Annotated in this window: 5 protein-coding genes (1 of these 5 only partly in view); 2 read left to right on the plus strand and 3 right to left on the minus strand. The window is 39.9% G+C overall.

Translation table 11 applies throughout. From position 1 onward, the window contains the following. Positions 1 to 154: 154 nt before the first annotated feature. A complete protein-coding gene (locus tag CIT02_RS10500; protein ID WP_292612276.1) occupies positions 155 to 442 on the plus strand; it encodes a hypothetical protein in 288 nt (95 codons plus the stop codon). A gap of 41 nt (positions 443 to 483) precedes the next feature. Here CIT02_RS10500 and cfbA read toward each other — a convergent pair whose 3' ends face one another. After that, positions 484 to 909 (minus strand): sirohydrochlorin nickelochelatase, encoded by a 426-nt coding sequence (gene cfbA / locus CIT02_RS10505; protein WP_292612278.1) that lies wholly within the window; start codon positions 907 to 909, stop codon positions 484 to 486. A 428-nt stretch (positions 910 to 1,337) separates the two neighbouring features. Here cfbA and CIT02_RS10510 point away from each other — a divergent pair, with 428 nt between their 5' ends. Next, positions 1,338 to 2,726: a glutamate decarboxylase gene (locus tag CIT02_RS10510; protein WP_292612280.1), complete on the plus strand. Its 1,389-nt coding sequence runs from the start codon at positions 1,338 to 1,340 to the stop codon at positions 2,724 to 2,726. Positions 2,727 to 2,781: 55 nt separating this feature from the next. Here CIT02_RS10510 and CIT02_RS10515 read toward each other — a convergent pair whose 3' ends face one another. Both CIT02_RS10515 and CIT02_RS10520 read right to left on the minus strand, forming a co-directional pair. Beyond that, on the minus strand, positions 2,782 to 5,796 hold the full coding sequence (locus CIT02_RS10515; protein ID WP_292612283.1) for a PocR ligand-binding domain-containing protein: 3,015 nt from the start codon (positions 5,794 to 5,796) through the stop codon (positions 2,782 to 2,784). A 246-nt stretch (positions 5,797 to 6,042) separates the two neighbouring features. Continuing rightward, positions 6,043 to 6,257, minus strand: partial view of an archaeosine biosynthesis radical SAM protein RaSEA gene (locus CIT02_RS10520; protein ID WP_292612285.1) — the end only. The gene runs 877 nt beyond the window's last position; the window shows 215 of its 1,092 coding nt (coding positions 878–1,092); its start codon lies beyond the right edge, outside the window; the stop codon is at positions 6,043 to 6,045.

The raw sequence follows: 6,257 nt of genomic DNA on the forward strand, positions 1-6,257 counted from the left end.
CAATTGGTAAATGCCTTCCTAATAGATTTACTGAATCAAACCTTTTAAGGATTTATTTTATTATCCATTGCAAAGATAAAGTGTTGATAAAATAGGGCCAGATATTGGATTAATTTAAATGGACTCCTTAAGTGATTCATGTAGGGTTTTATTCATGGCAAGAGACTATAGCGAAGACATTGAGATAAAATACGCGGAAGAAGCTTTAGAAAGGAATGCTAAAGCAAGGATCCAGTCCAATAATTACAACTGCTCAATTAAGGTAGCCAAGTTTAAATTGAAAAGAGAAACCACACTAAAAAAGGTTAGATGTAAAAAATGTGTGGAAGGATTTTCAAAACCAATCGCGACACAAGGCTATGTTTTAGTTGTGAAAGAAAGAAGAACTGATTTTTTGGAAAATAATAGATTTTGTATAATCTCAAGGCTGACTGATAAATAGTGAACTATGAAGTAAATCCAATTGTCAGATGTTAAACTCCCTTAGTCCAGGGCATTTTCTACCTTCTTTTTGAGTATATCCACGATCCTCAGGTCTGCTCCCAGGGGTTCAATGTAAGTTATCTGGCCCTCAAATTCAATTTTCTCCCTTTCATGGTTGTAGTAACCGGCATCTTTTCTTGGTTCACCTAAACCCAGCATGTAGGGAATATCTTCCTTGGTGTGGAGTCCGTGGGCCAGGAAAACTGGCACAGCAATGATCCGGGAAACCCCCTCCTTAGCCAGGGTGTTAATGGCTGTGGGTATGGTGGGTTTTTCAATGTTCATAAATCCCACTTCCACCGGGTAATCTGATTCTTCTTTATACTGCTCCCACAGTCGGTACACCACCTCGTTTCCCGAGGATAAACTGCTACCGTGTCCTATCAGTAAAATACCTATCTTCTCTGAGTTTGAATCTGTCACCATAATATCATTCCACTTAAATTCTCGTTTTAAAGCTATATTAAGTCTCTGTATTAAATTTAAGGGCTATATATTTCATTTTACTGATTTTTCTAAATCCATAACTGTTGTATAGCTCTTGGGTAATAACCCTTACTCATTTAATACTACAAATTATTCTATGGAAGTAATATGGATTATCATCCTATTTAAAGGTTTTATAAATCTTTTTTGAGTAATACTCAAAATTATTTTAATTTTTTGATGGATTAAATTATTTAAAACCTTTTAAAATTATTTTAAGGCTTAAATATTCTAATTTTAAAGAAAATCTTTTAAATAATGCCGGAAAAGTGGATTGTTCTAAAGGGTTGGCTGTAGCTATGAACAAGTTTAACCACTTTAAACTACATAATTTAATAGAGAATTTAATGGCACAAGGAGTGTTTTAATTGTTATCGGAAAAATTAGACCTGGGGAAACTGAAAAGATCAGAAAGGGAACACACCACCACCTATGGTAGTCGCTATTTTAGTGAAAGTATCCCCAAATACGAGATGCCTGAGGATGGAATGCCAGCTAAAGCAGCTTACCAGTTGATAAACGAGGAACTGAATCTGGATGGGAACCCCGCCCTTAACCTGGCCAGTTTTGTAACCACCTGGATGGAACCCGAGGCTGACCAGTTAATCATGGATACCATGGGTAAAAACTACGTGGATAACGATGAATACCCCCAGACATCCAAAATCCAGGACCGGGTGGTTAACATGTTGGCCCGGCTCTTTAACGCACCCCACGAGTGCAAATCAGTGGGAACCGGAACCATCGGATCCTCAGAGGCCATCATGCTGGGACTTCTGGCCCATAAATGGACCTGGAGAAAACGAAGGGAAAAAGAGGGCCAACCCGCGGATAAACCCAACATAGTCATGGGGGCCGATGTGCACACGGTGTGGGAGAAGTTCGCCCGCTACTTCGACGTGGAACTGAAGTTAATACCATTAACCCGGGATCATTACACCATAACTGCCCAGGATGTGGCCCAGGAAGTTGATGAAAACACCATAGCCGTGGGGGCAGTCATCGGGACAACCTTCACTGGACAAATGGATCCAATCAAGGAAATTAACGATTTACTGGTGGATATCAAGAAAACTAAAGGATGGGACATACCCATACACGTGGATGGGGCCAGTGGAGGCTTTGTGGCACCCTTCATTTTCCCGGACATGGAATGGGACTTTAGACTGGAACAGGTGAAATCCATCAATGTATCGGGCCATAAATATGGTCTGGTGTACCCGGGGGTGGGGTGGATAATATTCAAGGACAAATCTGACCTGCCGGAAGATCTGATATTCGATATCAACTACCTGGGGGGATTGATGCCCAATTACTCCCTCAATTTCTCCAAGGGAAGCAGTACCATAATCGCCCAGTACTATAACCTCATCAGACTGGGCAGGAAGGGTTATAAGGACATAATGACCAATATGTTCGATAACACCCTTTATCTGGCCGGGGAACTGGAAAATTCTGGTAAATTTGAGCTTATCAATAAAAACATCATTGTGCCCCTGGTGGCGGTAACTCTAAAGAATGCAGATTTCACTGTTTTCCAGCTTTCAGAAAAACTGCGGGAGAAGGGATGGATTGTACCGGCCTACACCCTGCCCGCCGATGCAGAGGATGTGGCTGTCCTGCGAATTGTGGTTAAGGAAAACTTTGGCCGGGATATGGTGGAAATGCTCCTGGAGGATCTGATGGAGGCCTACCATAAACTGGAAAAAGAGGAACCTAAAGCGGTGAAGGAATCTAACCCCACCTTACTCTATTAATACAATTAAAAATTGCTGTAGAATTGATATATTTATCATTCTACGTTTTTTTTATCTAAATCCGTTTTTTGTAATTCAATTCCTGGAAAGTAATGGTAAATTTCGTCCCGGAAACCCTGTCGATTCTGAGGCTCCCATCTAACTGATTTACCAGGGTGTGCACCAGTTGCAGTCCCAGTGTCTCCGCATTTTCTGGCTCAATATCAGGGGGTAATCCCACCCCATTATCGGAGATCTCCAGCTGGAACAGGTTACCCATTTGAACCAGTTTTATTTTAATAAGCCCTTTCTTATTCTGGAAGGAGGGAGGAAATGCGTACTTCAAACTGTTAGTTATCAGTTCATTTATAATGAGTCCACAGGGTATGGCGGTGTCAATATTCATCTCCACATCTTTAACCTCAAAAACCTGTTCAATATCCCGGTTTTCTATCTTGTAGGTGTAAATCAGGTTTGATGCCAGTTTTTCTATGTAGTCCTTGAAATCAATCCGGGTGAGGTTAGGAGATTGATAAAGCTTCTCATGTATCATGGCCATGGATTTGACCCTTCCCTGACTTTCTTTTAAAACATCTCGTGTTTCTTCCCCGGATACATGTTGCCTCTGCAGGTTCAGGAGGCTGCTGATAATTTGCATGTTATTTTTAACCCGGTGATGAATCTCCCTTAAAAGAACTTCTTTCTCTTCCAGAGACTCCTTAATGGCTTTTTCTGCGTAAGAACGTTGTAATGCAATTGAAGCCTGATTCACAATAGTTTCTATTGTTTTTTCATGTTCAAGGGCCTGGTTTTTTGGAAGGGCAATGGTTAAACCACCATAATGCTGTTTATTCCAGTAAAACCCTATATTATAAAATTTCCCCACATCCAGCAGCCTTTCGATCCTCCTGAAAACCCGGGGAGAAATAATTTTAAAAATTAGATTATAGATTTCCGGGGTTAATTCTTTAATATGATCAGCGAAGAAATCATCCATTTCCGGGATAAAACCACTGTGCAATGGGAATTTGGTGGGTAGGGGTTTGATCTTCAGAATACCCTCTATATCCTGGCGATACTTCTTTAAACCAAAGGTTTTTAAGATACTCATACTCTTTTTATCAGGGTCAATACTACTGATCACCACATAAGAATTTGGTAAGAGTTTTTTTATTGTTTCACCAATAATTTGATAGATCTCAGTTGTTTTGGATGCACCAACAAGCTGGCTCACAACCTGGTTGGTTATCTCCTCTTCCTGTAATGATCGTTGCAGGGCTTTTTCTGCTTTCTGCCTTTCGCGGATGAAACGGGTTTGTTGAATATTTTGATAGGCCAGAGAGGATAACTGGTTGGCAAAAGCATAAAGAGCCTGGGCAATTTTCCTGAAATCCTCGGGGGACATTAACGGAACTTCATTAAATGCCTTAATACAATCGTCTGGTTTTAAACCTAATTTATGGGCGTAGGCTACCATTTCATCCTCTTTCTGTGCTTCATTACGCACCTGGCCAATTAGCCAATTGGCAATGTGTATCCCACCAATATTAATACTGGCTCCGGATTCCCATAATCCCGAGCTAAGACATTTCCTTATTAAGATCTCTTCAGAATTTCCACCGATACACGAATTGGATCTAAAGCAGTTCTGGGCACCTTTATCTGTACCACGCACCATGGAGCATAAACTGGTGAAATTGCTTGGTTTGGTAATGGGAGTTCCATCGGGTTGAGTGATGATGGACCCCACCCCGGTAGCTTCGGCGAAGAGGTCCTGTATCTCCTGGATATCCTTGAGATTAAAGAGGTCCTGGAAACGTATCTCTTCGGTGTTGGAGATGGGTTTGCTAAGGGCCACAATTCTTTTTTCCAGTGCTTCTTCAATTTGCTTGCGGTGGGTGACATCACGGGTAACGTAACCAACCCTATACCCTAAACGGGTTTTAATGGGAAATGCCACCTGTTCAATATGGCGAATTTCTCCATTGGTCCGTATTAAATCTGTTTCGTGAATTTGACTTAGAAATGGTGCTTTACCTGTTTTAAGGGCCTCAAGCTGCAGTTTCATCAGATGTTTTAATCGTTGCAGAGTCCTCCTTTCGGGGGGTGTTAACTGATATTTTATCTCCCAAAATAATTTACCAATGGCTGTCTCTTTGTTTATGCCGGTGATCTTTTCGTATCCCTTATTCCATTCAATTACGCGTCCTTCCTCGTCAAGCAAAACAATACCATCTAATGATTGCTGAACAAAGGTACGGAATTTCTTTTCACTCTCTCTAAGGGCTTCTTCTGTTTTTTTACTTAAGCTAGTATCCTGAAGGATGCATTGAAGATTATTAAATTTCCCATCATCCCCATATTTCACTTTACCGTGGTAAAGAGCATGGAGGGTGGAACCGTCCTTTTTGATAAGTTCGCATTCCTGACCCTGAACTATTCCGGCAGCAAGCCTGGGAAACTTACTCTTAAATCTATCCACACAATCTGGAGTCAGGAAGTCACCAAACCATTTTCCAATAACCTCTTGGCGTGAATAACCCAGGGTATCCAGCCACATCTGATTCACGTCTAAGAAGTTACCGTCAGTATCCAAGGATTGGTAGGGAAGGAGTACTTCATCATAAAGATTTTTTAAATTACTTTCCCCTGATGGGGCGCATTTTTTATTCAAACCCTTATTCAGGGTATTTGAATGTTTATAAATAGCAATATCAATCATATGTCTCAATTGACTTAAATTATAAGGTTCTGAATCATTTTTTAAGATGAAACCGTAGGGTGCATCTGCCAGCACATATTTTTCAACAGGTAAAAAATCAGATTGTCCTTTTAAGTCAATTAAGGGAATAATGGGTATATCTGAATTAAATAGGTCAGATATCAGTTCATCCCACTCAATATCTCCTTCAGTTTGGGCATCAGGCAATTTTGAGGGAATACTCATTAAAACAAGGTCGACATTTAATTTTTCAGCCTCTACCCCAACCATTTTATGGTGTGAATTGGAGTGGAATGTTTGATGACCAATGGATTGAAGGTTTTTTTGTAGATCTATCGCTGTGCTGTTGTTAATTAGAATTTTAGCCAAATACTCCCCCTCACACTGTAAAATTTTACCAAAGTTAATGATCATTAGGTAACAATATCTTAAATATATTTGGAAAGTCTGGCAGATAGATTCTAAAATATTAAATAATGAGGATAATCAATAACTAAACAGCAATCTACTTTTATCTGATAATATATTCTCCATTAATATCGGATTTCCACTTTTTAAGTTATAATAATTCATATAATCTTCCGGTTAAAAATATTAAGTTGTGATAAAACTTTTTCATCGATTTTTAACCAGGTTTGTGGTTGACCTGGTCACTTCGGAGAATTTAACATCGGCTTCCCATTTTGGTTTACATTCGCACTCTATTTCTGGGGGAATGGTCTGGTTAATGTTGGATTCTATAATCAGATTCTTTAACTTAGAGTTGCATTTTTTACAATTGTAAGGCCCTCTACGGGTTCCAAATCCAGCAGTGTCCATTATAACTGGGA

The sequence above is a fragment of the Methanobacterium sp. BAmetb5 genome, from assembly GCF_003491305.1.
Taxonomy (GTDB): domain Archaea; phylum Methanobacteriota; class Methanobacteria; order Methanobacteriales; family Methanobacteriaceae; genus Methanobacterium.